16 protein-coding genes are annotated in these 20074 nt (G+C 28.4%); 1 reads left to right on the top strand and 15 read right to left on the bottom strand.

The features are described 5' to 3' along the window. Nucleotides 1–21: 21 nt before the first annotated feature. Nucleotides 22–2328: a cell wall-binding repeat-containing protein gene (locus J2Z25_RS08700; protein ID WP_209739844.1), complete on the bottom strand. Its 2307-nt coding sequence runs from the start codon at nt 2326–2328 to the stop codon at nt 22–24. 183 nt (nt 2329–2511) lie between these two features. On the opposite strand from J2Z25_RS08700, the gene J2Z25_RS08695 reads away from it, so the two are divergent. After that, nucleotides 2512–3468: an LCP family protein gene (locus J2Z25_RS08695; RefSeq protein WP_209739841.1), complete on the top strand. Its 957-nt coding sequence runs from the start codon at nt 2512–2514 to the stop codon at nt 3466–3468. A 117-nt stretch (nt 3469–3585) separates the two neighbouring features. Here J2Z25_RS08695 and J2Z25_RS08690 read toward each other — a convergent pair whose 3' ends face one another. The 14 genes from J2Z25_RS08690 to J2Z25_RS08625 form a co-directional block, all read right to left on the bottom strand. Then, nucleotides 3586–5226 carry an alginate O-acetyltransferase AlgX-related protein gene (locus J2Z25_RS08690; protein WP_209739840.1) on the bottom strand — a complete coding sequence of 547 codons (1641 nt, stop codon included), beginning with the start codon at nt 5224–5226 and terminating at the stop codon, nt 3586–3588. Between the two features lie 28 nt (nt 5227–5254). After that, on the bottom strand, nt 5255–6658 hold the full coding sequence (locus J2Z25_RS08685) for an MBOAT family O-acyltransferase (protein ID WP_209739837.1): 1404 nt from the start codon (nt 6656–6658) through the stop codon (nt 5255–5257). Nucleotides 6659–6962: 304 nt separating this feature from the next. Next, complete coding sequence (locus J2Z25_RS08680; protein ID WP_209739836.1) at nt 6963–8249, bottom strand: amidase; 1287 nt, start codon at nt 8247–8249, stop codon at nt 6963–6965. Nucleotides 8250–8504: 255 nt separating this feature from the next. Continuing rightward, nucleotides 8505–9713, bottom strand: coding sequence for a phosphopentomutase (locus J2Z25_RS08675; RefSeq protein ID WP_209739833.1), 1209 nt, complete (start codon nt 9711–9713; stop codon nt 8505–8507). Between the two features lie 662 nt (nt 9714–10375). Then, nucleotides 10376–11539, bottom strand: coding sequence for a YhfX family PLP-dependent enzyme (locus J2Z25_RS08670; RefSeq protein WP_209739831.1), 1164 nt, complete (start codon nt 11537–11539; stop codon nt 10376–10378). 12 nt (nt 11540–11551) lie between these two features. Next, nucleotides 11552–12661, bottom strand: coding sequence for an aminotransferase class V-fold PLP-dependent enzyme (locus J2Z25_RS08665; RefSeq protein WP_209739827.1), 1110 nt, complete (start codon nt 12659–12661; stop codon nt 11552–11554). Between the two features lie 11 nt (nt 12662–12672). Further along, nucleotides 12673–13548 carry a phosphotriesterase family protein gene (locus tag J2Z25_RS08660; protein WP_209739824.1) on the bottom strand — a complete coding sequence of 292 codons (876 nt, stop codon included), beginning with the start codon at nt 13546–13548 and terminating at the stop codon, nt 12673–12675. A 316-nt stretch (nt 13549–13864) separates the two neighbouring features. Next, nucleotides 13865–15151, bottom strand: a complete 1287-nt coding sequence (locus J2Z25_RS08655; protein ID WP_008680546.1) for a YhfT family protein — start codon at nt 15149–15151, stop codon at nt 13865–13867. Between the two features lie 292 nt (nt 15152–15443). Beyond that, the gene (locus J2Z25_RS08650) at nt 15444–15800 is read right to left on the bottom strand and encodes a DUF2620 domain-containing protein (RefSeq protein WP_209739821.1); all 357 of its coding nucleotides are present in this window, start codon (nt 15798–15800) and stop codon (nt 15444–15446) included. Nucleotides 15801–16174: 374 nt separating this feature from the next. Then, nucleotides 16175–16519, bottom strand: a complete 345-nt coding sequence (locus tag J2Z25_RS08645; protein ID WP_209739818.1) for a PRD domain-containing protein — start codon at nt 16517–16519, stop codon at nt 16175–16177. A 50-nt stretch (nt 16520–16569) separates the two neighbouring features. Beyond that, complete coding sequence (yhfZ, locus tag J2Z25_RS08640; protein ID WP_209739815.1) at nt 16570–17496, bottom strand: GntR family transcriptional regulator YhfZ; 927 nt, start codon at nt 17494–17496, stop codon at nt 16570–16572. Between the two features lie 275 nt (nt 17497–17771). Next, nucleotides 17772–18512: an SIS domain-containing protein gene (locus J2Z25_RS08635; protein WP_209739812.1), complete on the bottom strand. Its 741-nt coding sequence runs from the start codon at nt 18510–18512 to the stop codon at nt 17772–17774. A 6-nt stretch (nt 18513–18518) separates the two neighbouring features. Further along, on the bottom strand, nt 18519–19775 hold the full coding sequence (locus J2Z25_RS08630) for a PTS ascorbate transporter subunit IIC (protein WP_099345857.1): 1257 nt from the start codon (nt 19773–19775) through the stop codon (nt 18519–18521). A 12-nt stretch (nt 19776–19787) separates the two neighbouring features. Beyond that, nucleotides 19788–20063 (bottom strand): PTS sugar transporter subunit IIB, encoded by a 276-nt coding sequence (locus J2Z25_RS08625; RefSeq protein ID WP_008680557.1) that lies wholly within the window; start codon nt 20061–20063, stop codon nt 19788–19790. Between the last annotated feature and the right edge of the window lie 11 nt (nt 20064–20074).

Here is a 20074-nt window from a genome sequence, read left to right as displayed (position 1 = left end):
TATAAGCATTTCCATTTCATTCTATTTTAATACATATTTTAAGGAATATATTGAATTAAGCGAAACTCCTCCACCTATTTGTATAATTTCATTACTTTGTCTTTTTTTAAGCACTATATTTTGATCTATATCCAAGTTGCTATCGCATAAAACTATAGCACCATTATTATTTGCTACTATTGGTCCAGCAGATAAAGCATCAACCAGCTCTAACCCCTTTGAAGCATAAACCTTTGATATTTCATTTCCATAGAATCTATCAATTACTATAGCATTAGTCTTATATCTATCCTTCCCACCAAGTCTATTCTCTCTAATATCTAATAATGTAATTGAATTAACTTCATTCAATAGTTTGTCTGATATTACACCATTTCCTCCAATTATATATGCATTTTTTAAACCCTTACTTTTTAACCAATTATAGGTGTTAGAATTTAAAATATTTGTTTCTGATAATATAATAGGCATTCTATCTCTACCTGATACAGCAGCTATTGACATTGCATCTGCTTCTGCGTATCCATTTGCTAATACTATATTTTCAATATCATAGCAATTGGAATCTATATATTTTGCTATTTGTAGTGATGTTTCATATCTATTTTTTCCTGCTAACCTAATTATGTTACTTATTCCAAACTTATTTAGTTGTAGTTGTACATTTTTAGAAACAACACCCTCCCCACCAGCAATAATAACTTTCTTTGCTCCAAGTCTTTTTATTTCATTTATAACTTCACTTGGAATATTATTATTTTCTACTAATAATATAGGTGCTTTTAAGTATGTAGCTAATGGAGTAACAGCTAGTCCATCCGCTAATTCTAATCCATTAACTATTACAACCGTATCTGATGAAATAAAGTTTGAACTACTAAGCTTCGCTGCTGTATCATACCTGTCACTTCCTATAATACTAGTAAATTTTACTTCATTATTTTCTTTAGGAAACGTAACTTTAAAACTTATTTCATTCCCATTTGCACTTCCTACTTCAGAAATTACAATACCACTATTTTGTCCATTATCAAAGTATAAACTATTGGAAATAAAACCACTTTTTAAATCGCTACTTCCAATGCTTGTCCTTCCTATTTCTTGTGATAAAAATGCAGTTTTAGTGTTTCCTGAAGCATATGTACTATTAACATCATCATTCCTAAATACATAAATATGATCTGGATATCCATTTCTATTTCCCAAATATGGATTAACATTTTCATTTATTCTATAAACTATAAGTCCTGATCCCGGTAAAGTGCTGTCCCAGTTTCCTGACTTCTTTCTAAACTCTACCATAAAATACTCTTTTTCTGATAAAGGTGATTTAATCTTAAAAGCAACTATATCATTTTTGTTAGAACTTTGTGAATATTTAACAGTGTATATACCATCACTCTTAATTTCTCCAATATTTATATTTAAGTTACTGTAAAAGTTTCTAGTATATACTAAAGGTAATTGCCCATATCCATCTGTATTAGCCATAACATCCCATTCTCCAACAGGATTTCCTCTATAATAATACCTGTATAAGTCTGGATAATTGAATACATGTAAGAATTCATGTATTGCTACTCTAAGTAAATTTTTATTAAACATATTATTTTCATCAGTACCTATATTTATCAAGTTATAGTTTCCTAACCTCTTACCATTTAATGATGAGTCTCCTATAAATTTAGTTTCATGTGGCCACAGCATATTATTTGTTACTGAAGCTCCAGTGCATAAAAAAGTTACTACATCAATTTCTCCATCACCATTTTTATCCAATTCATTTGCTGATAAGTTTATATTGTTTTTTATTGAGTCAAAAGCCCATTTTATAAAGACTTCTTCTTCCTTGCTTCCTGCAACATACTTTTCATAATACTCTCTTGTTTGTGGCGCTTCGATTGATAAAAATGTATTATTTCCCTTAGGATAAAAATAACTATCTACCTTTATTTCTCCATAAGTTAAATCATTTATATATGAATTTAATGATATTGATCCTTCATCCGCTAACCTATCATTATTAAAATCATTGAACATATTATATGAGTCATTTAACTGCTCTGATTTTTCTACATTCATAAATTCATTTTCACCTTTAAATCTTATCAGCACAACTATATTATTTATTGTTTTGGTTGCACCATTAGACATTAATACTGTATTAGAAGTATCTAATTCCCCATTAATATTGTCCACTCCAAGGCTTGTACTATTTTGCATCATATAATTATATATATTTTCAGTCTCAGTTTTACTATCTGCTAAAGGCTGAATTGATGGTATAAAAAATAGTAAAACTATTATTGTAGATATTAATCTCTTCATTCTTCTTCCCCCTAAGTATAAGCTTTATATTAATATATTTTTAATACCTGGCATTAATTTTATCATTTTCTATATTTTATATCAAATAGAGTTATTTTGCATATGTATTATTCATACACCTATTTCCAATATTATCTTTATTTTGCTATAATATACCTATATCTTAGATTTGGAGGCCTATATATGAAAAAAATATCAAAAAAGAAAATTATACTACTTTCTCTACTAGCTTTTATTCTAATAATCATTAGTTCAATAGCATCTTATTCATATTATCTTTCTAACAAAGTCGAAAGGGTTGATATTGATAGAAGTGATGTAACTAATACAGGAAAGGAACCCCCTAAAGAAGCTGATGATATCATAACTATAGCATTGTTTGGTAGTGATTTTTCTGAATACTATGACGTTAGTTCAGCTGATTCTACTATGATTTTATCTATCGATACTAAAAATAATAATATAAAACTTTGCTCTTTGATGCGTGATATCTACCTAGATTTACCTCAAGGTGGAAAAATGAATTTAAACTATACAATATTAGATGGAGGTCCAAGTTCTATACTTAAAGCTATAAACTACAATTTTAATTTAAAAATAGATAAATTTGTTCAAGTTGACTTAGCTAGACTTCCTAAAATAATAGATGCTCTTGGTGGAGTTGAAATTGAAATAACGCCTGACGAACTTCAATATATTAATAGCTACATAGATAATATAGATAAAAATAATGGAACAACTACAGAACATATTTACAATTCCGGTATTCAGCTTTTGAATGGTACACAAGCTTCTGCTTATTGCAGAATCAGATATACAGAAGGAAGAGACTTTAAAAGAACAGAACGTCAAAGAGATGTATTAAATGCTTTATTTGTTAAGTTCAAAGATATTAACTTAACTGAAGTTCCTTGGCTTATAAATAATATACTACCTCTTGTAACAACTAACCTTTCAAACTCTGAAATTATATCAATTTCAACTAAAGCTTTGGGTATGGGCTTAAATAATATAGAACAAGGAAGATTTCCTTCAGATGAAAATATTATAAGCGCAGGTTTTACTGATATGTATCATACTAATATAGATATAGAAGGCACAACCAAAGAACTTCATAAATTCATATTTTCAATAGAATAACTAAATAGAAATTAAATATTAAAAAATGAATAATAATGTTGATAAAAAAGATTGAGCCTCAGGAGAATTCCCTATGAGGCTCAATCTTTTTTCTAATTAATTCTAAAAAGTTAATCTCTACCTCAATTCAAAGCTTACTTTCTGATATCTTTCTTCATCCATAGAAATAAAATATAAATCAAATTCATTTAAATCTTTTATTTCAGAAGCCATAATAGAAAACTCAACATATTTTTGATTATCTATTTCATTTATTTTACAATCTAGTATTCTATTATTTATATACGCATAGGCAAATAATACATCTTCACTATCTATTTCAATAGAAAAGTTTGTTATATTATTACAATTAATGTGGTTACTTAGGTTATTTGACTCAGTAACTACAAAATTATCCTCTTTTAAGTTATTGTAATTTTTTAAGTTTTTTATATGAACCTTATCTTCCATCTCATCATCAGGGAAGTAAAAATCAAAATGTGTATATTCTGTTGATTCAAATAGTACTATATCTGGATTAAATATATTTATATAGTATTCATAATCTAAAACATTTCTGTAGTTATGAATTTTCATAAGTTCTGAAAAGCTTTCTGTGAGAAACTTTTCCTTATCATCAAAATAGCTACCTGCAAATATTAATATTCTAGGCGCATTTGGATTTGCCTCATTTTTATAATGTGTAAAATTACTAAAATTTTCGTGTCTTTTTATTTCATCCTCTAGATCTTCTATATAAATAGAATTATCCTCTATTAAATTGTACTTGGTTGTGATTTCATTTATTTCAAAATTTGATGCAACAAGAGTATCATTTATATAATCCTTTGCCTCATATTTACTTATATCAAAGGTTTCAACTCTATTGTCTAATAGATTTAATCTATCTAAAATTGCAGATATTCCAATTATTGCTCCAGTTTCATTCCAGTGCCTTGCATCATATTCCTTGTCATAAAGTAACCCTCTGCTATCTACAATTTCTTTTTTTGAATTTTTATTATATTCATTTTCTATATATACATTTGATTTATCTAATTCATTAAATTCATCTGTTATCAAAAGTTCACTTTCTAGAAACTCTACTATTTCTGTATCCCCAGAGTTACGATATCCTTGCTTTAATATATCTAAAGCACTCCCTTTCTCCCTGGCTTCACTTAATGTTTCTATATTATTTAGATAATTAATATTCTTTTCCTCTAAAAGCTCCAAGAAGTATTCTATATCTCTATTTTCATAATTATATCCTTCAGTTATATATTCTGGATATATAAGCTCTTTTCTTGGCTCAACTGCATATAAAAACTTTATGTCTCTAGCATTGCAATAGTCTTGAAATTCCTTTATAAAATCTGAATATATATCCATAAACTCTGGATCAAATTCATTTTCTTCTGCCTTAGACATTATAAAGCCATCTTTTCCATATTCATATTTAGGATGGGTTATCTCATTAAAAGCCTTATCCATAACCTTAGCATAGATATCTACCATTTCTGTTCTAAACCCAATTCTATCATCTATATAACTTTCTATATTATTAAATATATCTTTATTTGAGAATATATCTTCAAAATTTAAAAGCATTCTATTATCTATTTTAGAAACCTGATCTCTTTTAAAGTTCATAAATAATATCGGTATCAAAATTACTAAAAAGAATGCTCCTATTTTTATTAAATTATTTATCTTTATAAATTGTACATCTTTGTTATTTAAATTTTTTAACTTCATATCTTTTTTGAAAAAACTCATATTCATCACCTCACTTTTTTCTATTTACTTAAAACTGAAAGTAAATAAAAGGACTGTATGTTGAATTAACCATAAATATTATTGATACAATAAATAATAAAATTATTAAAATTGTTTTGATTAATTCAAATGCCTTTATCCTCTTATATCTATTGAAGATATTTTTAGGCATTGGTGTTGATGCTATTATTCCAATAATTATTAATAATATAAATTTTCTACTTATAAAATAAGTAAACTCAAATGTTATATTACTAAAGCTAACTAATCCAAACATTATTGATAGATATCGTAGCCCTTCTTCTAAAGTAGCTGCTTTAAATAAAACCCAACCTATTATTACAATAAATAATGTAATAAATATTTTTATAAATGAAGGGATTTTTTTATACCAAGATTTATCTCTTATAAGTCTTTCTATTATCATAAATAAACCATGCCATAAGCCCCAAACTACAAAGTTCCATGAAGCTCCATGCCATAAGCCTGTCACTAAAAAGACAACAAATAAGTTAAAATATACATTGCCTCTTCTATTTCCCCCTAATGGTATATAAAGATACTCTTTAAACCATGTAGATAAGGATATATGCCATCTTCTCCAAAACTCTGTAATAGACTTTGATATATATGGATAATTAAAGTTCTCCGGAAAATTAAATCCAAACAAGTAGCCAAGACCAATCGCCATATCTGAATATCCTGAGAAATCAAAATATATTTGCAATGTATAACAAATTGCACCTATCCAAGCTGTTATAATATCAATTCCTGATGAATTAGCATAAATAAAAATATTATCGGATATAACTCCAATCATATCGGAGATTATAATTTTTTTACTTAATCCAATTATGAATCTATTTATTCCATAGCTAAAATAATCAATAGATTCTTTTCTGTTTCTTATCTGCTCATCTACCGCCTTATATTTTATGATAGGTCCTGCAACTAATTGAGGAAAAAGTGATATATATAAAGCAACTGAAAAAATATTCTTATTTACCTTAGCATCATTTCTATAAATATCTATTATATAAGACATACCTTGAAAGGTAAAAAATGATATACCTATAGGTAATACTATTTTTTTTAACTCTAAATTCATATTAAATATAGTATTAATATTTTCTAGAAAGAAATCGTAATACTTATAATAAAATAGCAAAGCTAAATTTAAAATTATCCCCAATATTAAAAAAAGCATTCTTAAATGTTTCTTATCAATTGTCTTATCTACCAATAAACCAAAAATATAATTAATTAAAATAGAAACAATTAATACCTTTAAGTAGCTCATTCCTCCCCATGCATAAAAGAATAAGCTTGCAAGAAGTAAAATATAATTTTTAATTTTTTTACCAGAAATATAATATAAAAATAATACTAATGGTAAAAACATAAAAATAAATACTGATGAACTAAATACCATATTTTCTCCTTTATTTTAATTTAATATTTTCTTTTGCTTTTTTCTTAAAATCATATAGTATGTATTACCATACCATTTTAGTATTATATTATATTAGTTAACTATATTGTACTAATATATTACATTAAACTGCCGGACTAGTCTTATTTAGCTTTACTAGACAACATCTTTTCTCTTTTTTTCTTAATCTAATCTTAATTTTATCTTAACTATTTCTTAACTCTATATCTTATTACTTATCCCAAACATTATAAGCCCCAGGGATAATTCCCCTGGGGCTAACTTTTTCAATCATTCTATTAGCTTAGCCTATTGGTTCCACAAACTTCTCTCTATCAATAAAATATCTATTAAAAATTTCATTCTTTTCTACACTTTCTTCAATAACTTTCCCAAAAGTAAAAGCATTAATTAAACCTTGCATACCTTCTTTTGCACAAATTACAAATCCACTAGCAAGCTTTTCTCCTGGAATTGTAATTCCTGTACATTTACACATATTTATTGCTTTAACTATTCCTTTTCCTCCATTTGATGTAATTTCTTTTTCAGCTTTTCCCTTAAAACTTCTTTGAATAGTTTCATCATACCCATAGACATCTATAGGCCCTTCATAAGTTAAAATAATATCTGCAATATCATTATCAAATATATTCTTTATTTCTTTTATAGAAATATTTCTTTCATATATATTATCAAAAGAGTATTCTATAAATTCAAATTTTGGCTTAATTTCATTACTACTTATTTTATCCTCATAAAGCTTATACTCATCACTTGTTATTTCCTCATCAAATATCTTATGCCCCTTATTGCTTCTTATTTTCTCATCAAGCAACTTGTCCTCAACTCCATTTACCTTAAATATACTATCCTTAATAGCATTATCTTGATTATTATTTTTTACATCATTATTTTCATATACACGCTTATTTTCATTTATACACTGAATTACTTTGTCTATTTCTAACCTCATATCTATTCCATCAGGTAAGATAATTGAATTATTCTTAGGTATCAATACTCTTATTTTATCTTCACTATATTTTATTTTCTTTTCTAATATGTCTTCAGCTACGCCTTTTAATATGAAGAAACTTTTTGATATTACTCCAATTCCTCCTGTAAAAGATATACTATCTGTGGATAAACTTTCCTTTCCTGTGACTAATCTTACCCCAGATCCTATAAATGAATATAAGTTAGTACTAATTGCTGGAGCTAATACTGATCCCCCTCCATCTGTTCCTATTCCAAAGTCATTAATACCTTTAAGTATATTAACAGCTGTTCCACTACTTGATCCTGTCATACATCTATATGTTAGTGGATTAATTAAATCTGTATCTATACTTCTGCCAAGATGAGACATCTTATCTATAGTCGCAAATAAATATTTAGAATTTTTTCTCAGTTTATCCACCAAACTTATAGGAATATCCACAGTATTCTTAACTCCAAAAGTTAAATAATCCTTTTCTTTATTTTCTACCTCTTCCTCTAGATTCTTATTTATAGAAATAACAGACCTATATAAATTTTGTTCTGCTAGAATTTTAGTCTTATGTAACTTTGTTTTATTTTCTATCATTGAATTAACCTCCTTATAATAAATAGTAGAAACTCTTTCATTATCAAAATTTAATTATAGTAACAATATTTAATTATAGTTAATTTATAATTTCTACTAATGACTCTATATTTACACTTGACTCTGTATTTACACTAAATAAAAAAGAGAAATTAAAACAAACCAAGAAATATTAAACTTTCTTTAACATTAAATTTCATTATTTTAATTTCCCTATTATATTAAGTTGTTTAATTTTTATTTCTTATTTATATTTTATAATAGTTTACTTAAGAAGCTTTCTCCATTTTCAGGCGCCTTTACTTTAAAATAATCTGCAACTGTTGCTCCCACATCTGAAAGAGTTTCTCTTATTCCTACAAATCCCTCTTTGACATTTTCACCATAAATCATAAGTGGAACCATCTCTCTTGTGTGCTTGCTATGCCCTATTGTTGGATCATTTCCGTGATCTGCCATTACTAATAATATATCATCATCTTTTACTGTCTTAATAAGTTCACCTATAAGATTATCTGCAATTTGAAGCTTTTCTGCATATCTATCAACATTTTCAGCATGTCCTGATAAATCTGTTTCTTGCACATTACAGCATATAAAACCTTCTTTTACTTCTTTGGATATTTCTATTGTTTTCTTTAATACCTTTTCTGTATCTACCATAGGAATACTTGTACCTTTTTCATTTATAACTACATCGGCCACTTTTCCTAATAAGTAAACTGGTACATTTTCTTCAGAAAGTATTGTTGAAACTTGAGTCTTAGGATTAACTCCATATCCAAGATGTATGCACTCATATCCATTATTATAAACTCCTGATTTTGGTGCATTTATTCCTATATATCCTCCATCTTTTTCTTCTTCTGCATTTAGTATATCTTCTAAAGTAATACCTTTACCACCAAAAGTTATAACTCTAGGAACTGTTGCAATAGATCTAACTATACGCCCAATTTCTAATACCTTACTAAATGGTATTAAATCTAAAGATGATGTAATGTTAAATGCTTGCCCTAAATCACATTCTATATTATCTGCAACAGTAAGCGCATCTTCAACTACTAAATATTTTTCTTTCTTACCTTCTTTATAATAAACTTTATATCCTGCTTCTTTAATTGCATTATATATAGCTTCTATTTTATTTTTTATAGGTTCTCTAAATGGCATCTTTGGCTTTGTTCCCATTATTTCTTGATGACCAAAGAAAGTGTCTGCACCAAAATGAGTTAGCTTTCCTTTTCCAAAAGTCGCATGAGGATTTTCCTTCATTCCATTTATTTCTGTTCCTAATATATTTATAAGACCTAACTTTTCAAGATTAGGTAAAGTTACATCTTCTCTTCTTTCTAATATATGAAGACATGTATTTGAATTTATATCCTGTGGTCTTGTTTCTTTAACGTCATCCATTTCTCCAATGCCAAAACCATCAAGGACAATCACTACGAATTTTCCCATATTAATTCCTCCTTTTAATATAAAGGCTACGATAACTAGATATGCTCCATAAGCTAAATAGCTGTGCAGGCATTGAATACTTAGTGAAGCTAGCTGAACTTAGTATGAAAGCCCATCTACTGAAGCTTATCTGAAGTAGATGTTCCTATTAAATTTTCGAAAAAACTACTATGCCAAGAGTTTTGGTTAACTCGCTATGCTCAAACAAACCAACAACGCTAAGGCCTAGTAGTTCTTCCTTCACCAAGTACTTCTAATTGCTCGCTATATGCTTACTCCGCATATTCTATTTATCTTTGCCAACTTATATTTCTAATTTATAATAATTGTGAAAGAGTGAAAAATACCTCACCCATTTCGCTAATAACTTTTTACCTTTTTTGGCTTATAATTAAAAGAAACTTCAGCACAAGGTTGTGGTATTATCCCATCCTCATCATCCATTTCTTTCCCTCTAATTATTTATTCAGTTTTATAATCAATAATTATAAATTGCGAATATAAAGGCCAATATAACTAGGTATGTTTCATTTATCTTCGCCAACTTATATTTCTCACTTAAAATTATTAATTGAAGAATTAGCCTCATTAATGATATGTATTAAATTGGAAATTATATAAAAATCGGAAAGTTAATACATATCATTAAGGTTAATTTTCAATTATCCATTGATTCTTCTTCCTTGTGAATCGTAAATTCCGACTATTTCTGGTTTACCAATCTTTATTCCTTTTACTAAAGCCACATTGCTTCTTGTAACGAATATTTGAGTTCTAAATGCCATGATTACTGTATCCGATACATTACAGTTTTCTGATAGCTCAAAGTGATAATCTATACTTTCATCTGTTGGTGGAATAACTTTAATCATTTTTGAATTATCTACATCTGTTCCAACTAAAGCATTTTCCATGTGAGATCTTCTATAATGACCTCCACCATAACAATAAGCTCTATCTAATAAATTGTGTGATACTTCGCTTACATAAACCATTGCTGGAAGTTCATCTCCATCATTAAATTTATGATATGGAGTACTTCCTGTTAGTCCATGTCCTGGTTCCCCGTGAGTTCCACCTTCTTCATATATTTTCTTTATAGAATTAACACAAGTTGCTGATGGCATATTTAATTGTTCTATTTTTATATTGAATTCTTTTTCTAATATTTCTTTTGCTTCTTTAATTGTATCTATATTATTTGTTCTTTTAATTTCATTACTTTCTTCATCAAACAAGAAACATGGAAATGAAGTTACACCTGCCAAGTTCAAATTTTTAAGCTTAACTAATTCTGATCCAATACTCTTAAGTTCATTTAATTTAAATCCACCATATTGTCCTGAATATAAATTATCATTTTCTCCTAAGACTCTAAGCATTATATTTTGTTTTATATTAAGCCTCTCACAAACTTCATTAATTTCCTTTGCTTTTTCAATTGAATAAACTGTAATATAATCCGGTCTAGATTTAACGACTTTTTCAATTAAAGCTTTAGGAATTTGAACTAAATGTCCAACATGACCTATCTTTATTCCATTATCTATCATAACTTCAGCTTCTTTGAAGTCTACTACTACTGCTCCGTCATATCCAAGCTTCATAAATTCTTTGCAAATAAGAGGATTTCTACCTATTTGTTTTGTCATAAAATAAAGCTTTATACCATACTTATCTGCTTCATCTTTAAGCTTTTTTGCATTTTCTATTAAAGTATCTAAATCAATAACATAAGTATCTGGTATTATTACTCCTTCTTTATGGAGCTTAAATGCAGCTTGAACTAACTCCCTATTTCTTTCTATGGTCTTTTCAAGAAACATCTTTACTCCCCCTTACTTAATTTCTTTTTTAACATCCTCAATTGCACTTTTTAAAATTCTAATTATTGTATCTGCACCACTTCTCATTGGATTTACTCTTATCATTCTTTTTTCTAGGGTTGGATCAGCAGCTCTAAATGTTCCTGAAACTCTATACATCATTGGAACAAATTCATATTTTGATTCTGATCCTACTGGATGTGATGCAGCTCCATATTTTGTGGTTAGCTCTAAAACATCTTCTGCTATATTTTCATCTAATTCAACTAATAAAACCTTAGATTGAGCATTTGCAAGGAATGCATCTTTTACTCCTTCAACTTCACCACTTCTTAGTCTATTTACAAGTTCTTCATTAACCTCTGATTGAATTGCTAATGAAACTGGAGCATATACAAGACCTCTTAATGCTTCCATAGCCTCATGACCTTGAACTTGGCTTCCTCCTGAGTAATTTAGTGAATAAACTTTATCTACAAGTTCCTTATTTCCTATTAATACTCCAACACCTTCTGGACCTAATATCTTAAAGCAAGAAAAACTTCCAAGATCAGCTCCACATTGGTTTCCTATTTTCTTTACTTTTAAAGCTGCATAATTATCATCAGTAATTATTTTTATATTAGAATTTGCTTCTTTTATTGCTTTTATAACTTCTTCTAAATCATAAGAATCATCAATTTTTTGTCTTGTATTTTGTACTAATGCCCCTTTTATATGTGGATTTTTTAATACTACATCTTTTACATCATTTAAATTATTAAAATTAGCTTTTATAATCTTAAGTCCCATAGTTTCAATAGTAACTTTTGAAGTTGGATATATTGGAGCATCATGAACTAATATTGTATCTCCACTTTCCATAAAGCTAATCAATCCCCATCTTATAGCACCTGTTCCTGCACCTCTTACTAATATTGCAGCTTCTGCATCAAAAACTTCTGCAAAAACATTTTCTACTTTCTTAGTATAAGTAGGTTTATTCAATCCTTTAACAACACCTAAGTCACCTAGAGATAGAACTTCTCTTCCATCAAAATGCTTTGTTATTGTATCTATTATTTTAAATTGTAGTTTTTTTGCTTCATCTAAACTTATTGAGTGTAATGGGTATGTTCTCATACATCTTCCTCCTACTTAAGGTTATAAATATTTTTTATATTATTAACTAACATATTTTCTATATGCTTGCTAGAAATTTCATTTTCATATAATCTTGGCAGGAAGCTATCTATTAAATAACTATAACCAAGTCCACCATTTTCTCTAAAGTGAGATTTTCTCGTAATATCCATAGACATAACTATTTGATTGCTATATCCTCTTTCACAAAGAGCCTTTAACCATTCTGCTCTTTTTTCATCTGGCTGATAATTATTTTTCCCAATTGTATCAAATGCTATATTTACGCCAGTATCTAATAATCTAAACATATATTCTAAGTCTCCACTTAAATCTATATGACTTAATGTAACCTTAGATAAATCTACATTGAAGTTTTTAAATATCTCAATTTGTTCAAGTCCTAATTTCCCAAGTGTTGTATGTGTTATTATTGGAATTCCAGTTTCAATATGTGCCATACATGAAGCTTCAAAAACCTTCTTTTCCATTTCTTCTATTTTATTTAAACTAGTTCCTATTTCTCCTATTACAGAAGCCTTTACTGATGTTTCATCTATACCATTTATTATTTCATCTACTAAAATATTTGCCATCTTCTTCTCATTTATTTTATAAACCTCTTCTGGAAGAAATGGTTCTTTATAATATCCAGTTGATTGAAGAATATTTAAACCAGTTTCATTAATAACTTCAGCTACATATTCAGTACTTCTACCCATTCCTCTATTTGTAACATCTATAATAGTAGAAACACCTTTAGCTTTTAACTCCTTAAATTCTTCAATAGTTTGCTTCTTATTATTTAAAAAACAATCTGCATCTTTTTTTACACCAGATAAATCTATAGTAATGTGCTCATGCGCATAAATTATTTCCTTATTCATATAAATACCACCTTAAATTTAATGGGAAGAATGAAAGAGTGAATAATGAAAAAATTAATGAGTAAACTCCTAAGGAGTTTAAGAAACTTATATTTCTAATAATTCAGCTTCGGCTGAATTATCTCCTCAACTTTTCATTATTCATTTCTTCACAACTCAGCTTGTGTAAGTTATATCTCTAACTTTTTCATTTTTCCAATTCCATAACTCAGCCAGTCCGAGTTATTTCTCCAATTCTTTCATTCTTCCATAACTCAGCTTTTCTGAGTTATTTCCAAAATTCTTTCACTTTTTCACTCTTTAACTTTTCCAATTCCTACTTAGGTACTACATATAACCCAACTAAGTATAGTATGTTAATTAAAACACCAACTCCAATTGCTCCAACTGGACCAACTGCCATGTCTACTATTGGCTTCTTTGAAGTTTTGTTTAATACATATAAACCAACTACTACGAATAATCCAAGTCCTGGTGCCATAGCTTGTGCAGCCATCATACCACCTATTAATAAAGCTACTTCTAATACTTTACTCATAGCTGTTCTTATGTTATCTCCACACTTTCTAACTCCTGGGAACTTGTCCATTAATTTAGCTAATCCATCTAGGAAATAAATTTCTAAAGCCATAACTGCAGCTCCTGCAACAAATGCTAATATTGGGTTTCCTATTAAGAATCCAACTACGAATACAAATGTCATACCTGCTGGTGCATATACCCCTGTTGAAATTGCTGTAGTTGCAACTAGTGGTATAAATCCTATACCTCTTGCAAATGCTGTCATTGCAGCTTCAGTTGTTTTTCCTTCAGCTAAAAGATTTAAGCTTATTGGATCTCCAGCTACTAAAGTAAGACTAGTTGCAGCTGATATTAATCCACCCATTAATGCTAATAAAGGTAAGTTCTTTTTAATTTTTTTAACTCTTTCTTCAAAAATTGCTGCTAAATCAATTTGTGGAGCATTTGGATCTGGTTTTTCTTGCATTGCAAAAGCAATCATAATTATCATACCTGCAAGTAATGCCATACCTTCCTGATCTAATTTAACACTAGCTCCATTTATAGTGAAAGTTCCATATATTGCAGTTATTTGTCTTACTATTAAAGCAACTATTCCTGTAAGGAACCCTTTTTTAATTCCAAATTGATAAGAAACAACAAGTGCTGGGAATACTGCAAAAGCAACTGTTATTGGAGTTCCAACTTGCTTTAATGCATCTAAGAAGTTAACTGGTAACATTGCAAATAAATCAACTACAAATTGTAATCCATAAACTATACCTACTCCATAAAGGGCTCCTACTACTCCTGATATAGCTAATCCCTTTTTGCCACTTGGACAAAAAGATCCAATGATATCAGTACCTAATAATATACTGTGAATTAAGATAATGGATGCAGCTATTGATACTGGAATACCAAAACCTATAACTAATCCAAAGCTAATTGCAAAAGATGTTGCTGCTAAAGCCTTTTTGTCCATTCTTCCTTCTAAGTATTCTGGAACTATGGCTCTAAACCCATCATTGAAAACAGCTATACCAGCATTTGATAATATTGCTGCTAATGCACCTAAAAGTGCTACAACTAAATATTGCATAAATAATACCTCCTAAAATTTTATAATATGATATTTATTGAATAACTAAATTTATATATGCTCTAAGTTTTGCTATTTCATAAAACAAGCATACTATCATTTCATATGCTAATAGTTCTTATAGCACATATTAACAATATACAAATTACTAAATATATAGATTAATAGATATATATATTATTAATTAAAGCATATAGTTATAAGTTGTTAAAATATCTTTACTTAAATCACATAAAACATAATAAATCTTAGTGATTTAAGTAAAGGTTATTTTTGCAAATTATATTGATTTTTATAGTAGATATTTAAGAATTACTGGTATAACTTCTTCTGCGTGTTGTGCTGTAAATCCATATGCTTTTTTTCCTGCTTCTACTTCTGCTTTTATTTCTGCTTCACTCTTAATATTTCCTGGCATTGATACTGTTGCGCATTGTCCCATTCCAAGTAGTGCTATTGCCATTGCAAGTGCTCCACCACCACCAGTGTTACATGCTCCTAAATAAAAATCTGCTGCTCCTGTTTTTATTGCCATTGCTGCTTCTATATCACTTTTAATTTCTATACTTGCTCTATCTCCTACTATTTTTGCTGTTATATCTGCTACTCTTTGCTTATCTATTTGTCCACCTATTACTATTCTTTTCATTTTTTATTCCTCCCCTAAAGATTAATTTTATAATATTGATATAATTTTCGTTTTAATAATTTAATTTCTAATTTTTATAAGTTTCTCTAATTCTTATCTTTGGTACTCAAATCTCTTTTTCAGATTTAGTATCAAATTTATTTTTAATTTTATCTAATTTTTTTAGTTTGTTTGTCCATACTATTTCTCATATGTTATCTGCAAACTATATTTATTTCCTCACATAATATCTATTGTTTATTCCTATACAAATTGCTTATATTAATGCTTCATTATAAATACATCTTATATACCTACTTTTAAATCGTATACAAATTAATTATATTTATTTATCACAATCTGTCTAATACGCATTAGTTTTTCGATTACCCTAATTATACTAATGTACAAACATGCATCACTATAAAATCAAGTTCTGAATCTGGAATTTCACCTAAGACAGCTTCTAAATCCTTTGCTACTTTAAGTGCTTCATCATAGTTTTCATTTTCTTTTAAAGATTGTGCTACAACATCATCTAATTTATTAACTAAGTTATTTTCTTCAATTCTTCCTAAAGCAGAACATAAATGAGTTATAAACATTGATGCATTATCTTCTAAAAGTTTTACTCCTCTTTTTTCTTCAAAATAATTTATAACTTGTATTATCTTATTGTAATTTTCTTTTGATAATTCTCCTGCATCTCTTAATATATCTAATCTTAATGTTAATTCCATTTCAAAGCCTCCAACGTACATTTTTTTGTATTTTGATTTTAACAATACCTCTAATATTGAGGCATTATCTTCTTTTCCATAACTAATCTTTGATATTCCTTCACATCTTCCACATTTAATATTCTGGAAAATAGTGCTGGAACAATAGAATTCTTCTTATTTGCAATTATCACTGCTTCTGTATCTTTAATATTTTTACTTTCTCTATTCATAGGAATAAACTTCATATCATCTTTTCTATCTTCAATATCATCTAAATTCCATATTGCAGCATCTATTTTATTTTCTCTTATAGCTGTGATGAATTGACTATAGTTTAATGGAACATATTCAACTTCTATATCCTCAAAATATATTTTACTTAACATAAATTGGTCTATAGATGAGTTATCTATTCCTACCCTTGTCCCTTTTTTAAATTCACCATTAAATTCCTTGGAAACAACTATAATGTGTTCATTGACATAACTAAAATCTCCAAAAGTTTTAACTATTTGAATTTGTTTGTTGTTTTCTAAATAAAAATCAGCAGTTAGTCTTGAAGTCACTGCAAAATCGTATCTACCATCTTCTAAGGCCTTTAGTCTATGATTAGAACCTCTCATAAAAGCAAGGTTTGTATTAACTCCGCTATCATTTAAGCATTTGCAAAGCCCTGTTGCTAAACCTTCATACCTTTTAGAATAAGGTAATGGCATAACCCCTACTAAGGATTTTATTCCTGTCAGTTCTAAAAGTCTTATGTAATCTATATCTTTAACAAATGTTCCTAAGTGACCTCTAGATTCTAAGGTTACTGCATTATGTTCTTTTAAAAACTTTAAAGCAGACTGTATTGTTCCTCGAGCACTTTCGTAACTTTCAGCAAGCTCTGCTACAGTTTTTATTCTATCCCCTTCATTTAAAGATAAGAATTCAACTGCTAAAGAAGTAATTGCTATTCCAAGTTTTTGCATAAGCTTACTTTGAACGTCCAATTTATCACTCCCTTATATAATGTACAATATTTTGTATATTTATAATATAGCATCTTTTGATTACCTTTACAAGTATATTTTAAAATTTTTTGAAAACATTTTATATTGGTAAATTTCTTAGTCCCAAAGGAATTTGCCTATTTCTCTAAAAAAGATTGAAGATTGCTCCATATCTACTTAATAAAACTACAGCAATTTTACTAAAATAAAAATTACTAAATACGGATTATAAAAGGATCACATTAAATTTAACTCTTAATGTGATCCTTTTATAATTAATATTGATAATGTATTACATCTCTATATTCTTCAAATATTTTTTTGTTTAATTCATCTCCGCCATCTATATTGGCGCTGTAAAATATAGGTGGCTTATCCATTCCATTTTTAACTAATAATTCTGTTGCTTCTGCAATTATAGAATTCATTATTGTAACTGCAGCCACAGTTGATGTAGGACTAACTTTTTGATTTAACCCACTTATTTCTACACATGCATCACCTTTTTCACCATGATTATCTATTACTATATCACTTACTTGATATAAATTTTTACCTGATGAATGTCTAGACGACACATCTTTAGAATAACTCAAATTAGTAATACAAATTACTGTTGCACCTTTTTTCTTAGACTCAATTGCCATTTCTATACTTACTGGATTACGTCCTGAAACTGAATGTACTATAACTATATCACCTTCAGATATATTAGTTTTATTAGCTACAGTAGTTCCATAACCCTCTAATCTTTCCATTTCACTAGTCATAGTAATTGGAGAAGTATCTAACATAAGATTTCTTGCAAATATAGGGTTAATAACTACAAGACCTCCAGCTCTATAATAAAGTTCTTCTGTTAGTATTCCTGCATGAGAAGCTCCAAAAGAAAATATAGCTTTTTTGTTTAATATAGCTTTAACAATTATTTCTGTAGCTTTTTCCATATTTTCTTTTTCTTCTTTTTCAATTACATCTATTAAATCTTTTATTTTATCAATATACTTAAAAGCCATATCTTATTAAAAACCTCCAAGAAATGATGAAATTAACTTTCCTAATATTCCAAATAATGATAAGTCATTACCACCAAATATTAATATCCAATTTTGGATTGTTCCTGAATATACAACAGCTGAGATACCTACTAAAATAACCATTACTATTGCTGCAACCATTGTACCAATTATAGCTCCTCTAAGACCACCTTGTCCTTCTCCTATAACCGCTGCTGCTCCACATTCAAAGAAAGAAGTTATAACTAATGGTATTATTAAAATATTAAATACATTGAAGTAATTACAAATTAATATTACTATTGTTGAAGTTATCATAGCTGTAATAAATCCAATTAATACAGCATTTGGTTTATAGTTGAATAATATAGGACAATCAAATGCTGGTAATGCATTAGGAACAACTTTTTCAGATATTCCTTTAAATGCAGGAACTATTTGATTAATTAACATTCTTACGCCTTGTAACATTACTATTAATCCAGCACCAAATGTAAATCCTTGTTTAATTGCATAAATAAATATATTTTCTTGTATATCACCAAGACCTTCTGGTATAGCAAGTCCAACTACTATGAACATAATAAATATTACTATTCCACCTGTAATTGAAATTTCTCTGAAGAAAGAAAGTCCTGCTGGTAACTTTAAATCTTCACATGATTTTTCCTTATTTCCTACTTTACTAGCAATAAATCCAGATATTAAAGCTAACATTCCACTTGGATGTCCAAGTGTGAAAGATTCATCACCAGTTACATCCTTGACATACTTTCTTAATAACCAAGGCATAATTGACCAATATAAAGCTGAAGCAATTGCAGCAAAAGCTATAAGAATCCAACCATCTAATCCACCTTCAACACCAGCTGCTACAAATATAAATGGGAACCACCATAACATATGCCCTGTTAAGAATATTGTTTTTATTGGAGTAAATCTAGCTATTAACAAATGTAGTACAAGTCCAATAAACATTGCTAATCCTACTGTACCACCATAACTTGCTGTAAATGTAGCATCATTTAATCCTTCAGCTACTGCCCCTGCTCCACTTAGAGCTTGGAATGCATTATTTATAGGGGATATAGCACTTACTAGCATTGATGTTCCTTGATCTAGTATTACCATTCCAAATGCAGCTAATAATGATCCTTTAACAACATCAGCAAATTTTTTCTTTTGCAATATTAATCCTAAAGCAGCTATTAATCCTAATAAAAGTGGTGGATTACGTAGCACATTATTGATTAAAAAGTCCATATAAATCTCCTCCTAACGTTCACTTAAGAATTTCTCTAATACTTCTCTTACTTCTACTAAGTCCATATATTTTTTTACTGGATAAACAGGAACATTACATGTACCTTCTAATTCTCTATGAAGCTCTGCGCTAGTTAATATAACATCACAATCTGCTCCTCTTGCATCATTTATGTCAGTATTATTTACCTCAGCACTTATATTCATTTCCTTTAACACTTTTTCTATTGACATCTTTAATATCATTGAAGAACCTACTCCAAACCCACAAACAGCTAAAATTTTCATAATATAATACC

The organism is Clostridium tertium, from assembly GCF_017873245.1.
Taxonomy (GTDB): domain Bacteria; phylum Bacillota; class Clostridia; order Clostridiales; family Clostridiaceae; genus Clostridium; species Clostridium tertium.
This window is presented reverse-complemented; position numbering and strand designations above follow the sequence as displayed.

Coding starts and splice junctions, on each gene's coding strand:
- J2Z25_RS08690 (WP_209739840.1), bottom strand. CDS start 5,226: ATGAGTTTTTTCAAAAAAGATATGAAGTTAAAAAATTTAAATAACAAA.
- J2Z25_RS08655 (WP_008680546.1), bottom strand. CDS start 15,151: ATGCAATATTTAGTTGTAGCACTTTTAGGTGCATTAGCAGCAATATTA.
- J2Z25_RS08645 (WP_209739818.1), bottom strand. CDS start 16,519: ATGGAATTAACATTAAGATTAGATATATTAAGAGATGCAGGAGAATTA.
- J2Z25_RS08635 (WP_209739812.1), bottom strand. CDS start 18,512: ATGGCTTTTAAGTATATTGATAAAATAAAAGATTTAATAGATGTAATT.
- J2Z25_RS08700 (WP_209739844.1), bottom strand. CDS start 2,328: ATGAAGAGATTAATATCTACAATAATAGTTTTACTATTTTTTATACCA.
- J2Z25_RS08650 (WP_209739821.1), bottom strand. CDS start 15,800: ATGAAAAGAATAGTAATAGGTGGACAAATAGATAAGCAAAGAGTAGCA.
- J2Z25_RS08630 (WP_099345857.1), bottom strand. CDS start 19,775: ATGGACTTTTTAATCAATAATGTGCTACGTAATCCACCACTTTTATTA.
- J2Z25_RS08660 (WP_209739824.1), bottom strand. CDS start 13,548: ATGAATAAGGAAATAATTTATGCGCATGAGCACATTACTATAGATTTA.
- J2Z25_RS08695 (WP_209739841.1), top strand. CDS start 2,512: ATGAAAAAAATATCAAAAAAGAAAATTATACTACTTTCTCTACTAGCT.
- J2Z25_RS08625 (WP_008680557.1), bottom strand. CDS start 20,063: ATGAAAATTTTAGCTGTTTGTGGGTTTGGAGTAGGTTCTTCAATGATA.
- J2Z25_RS08665 (WP_209739827.1), bottom strand. CDS start 12,661: ATGAGAACATACCCATTACACTCAATAAGTTTAGATGAAGCAAAAAAA.
- J2Z25_RS08670 (WP_209739831.1), bottom strand. CDS start 11,539: ATGTTTCTTGAAAAGACCATAGAAAGAAATAGGGAGTTAGTTCAAGCT.
- J2Z25_RS08680 (WP_209739836.1), bottom strand. CDS start 8,249: ATGATAGAAAATAAAACAAAGTTACATAAGACTAAAATTCTAGCAGAA.
- J2Z25_RS08685 (WP_209739837.1), bottom strand. CDS start 6,658: ATGGTATTTAGTTCATCAGTATTTATTTTTATGTTTTTACCATTAGTA.
- J2Z25_RS08675 (WP_209739833.1), bottom strand. CDS start 9,713: ATGGGAAAATTCGTAGTGATTGTCCTTGATGGTTTTGGCATTGGAGAA.